At 37.8% G+C, this 740-nt stretch carries 1 pseudogene; it reads right to left on the bottom strand.

Annotated elements, in window-relative coordinates:
- Nucleotides 1–740 (bottom strand): annotated as a pseudogene (locus C3420_RS17750) (heavy metal resistance protein CzcA); the annotation flags it as partial.

The raw sequence follows: 740 nt of genomic DNA, 5'->3' as shown, positions 1-740 counted from the left end.
CCCTCAAGGACATCAATATGCTGAATAGACTCGGGCTGAGGCAGATTTTTCACGTCTGAATATTGATGAGTCAGTTTCTCAAACTCTGGCAAGAGCATAGATGGAAGATCAGGCATCTGTAAAAAATGGTACAGAAGATTTGCCGTATATTCACCATATAACTGGCCCACCGTGTTCTGTTGAATATCCACATAACATGGTGGATGGCTCGCGAGAATCTGAATATGTGGATTTGATTTCAAATCGAGTCGAATATCACCATTGACCAATTCAATGTTTAAATGCTCTGTCTGTTTGTTTACACCTTGTTGCCAGATCAGTTCGATGTGATAGCCTTGTTCTGACCATTGAAGTGCAGTATGGCTCTTTTTTTGCCAGTATACATCGCCACTTTGAATAAAAGATTTGAAATGCTCCAATAAAATGCTGGAGATATCAAGATTGCTTTGATAAAAGCGTTCGTCACTGTTTATTTTGGCATAATAATAAATCTGGTTAAATAATTGTCGTTTTTGTTCAGGTAAAGTCAGATGCTTTCTGGTGATATTTTCATATTGGGTATAATAACTTTCCCCCGCAATTGAGCCATTTTTAATGCGTCTGGCCTTCTGAACATCAACTGTCAATTTCTTTAAGCTGACAGACTGATCTAGCAGGTAAATTAAATAATTGTTTGTTTTGACAGATTGCTCTGGTTCAGTCTGTTGTAAATACCGTTTAAAATCATTCAACCAGCGCTG

Source organism: Acinetobacter sp. ACNIH3, assembly GCF_002918965.1.
GTDB classification, from domain to species: domain Bacteria; phylum Pseudomonadota; class Gammaproteobacteria; order Pseudomonadales; family Moraxellaceae; genus Acinetobacter; species Acinetobacter schindleri.
Note: the sequence above shows the minus strand (reverse complement) of the source record. Positions and strands in the feature narration are given on the sequence as shown.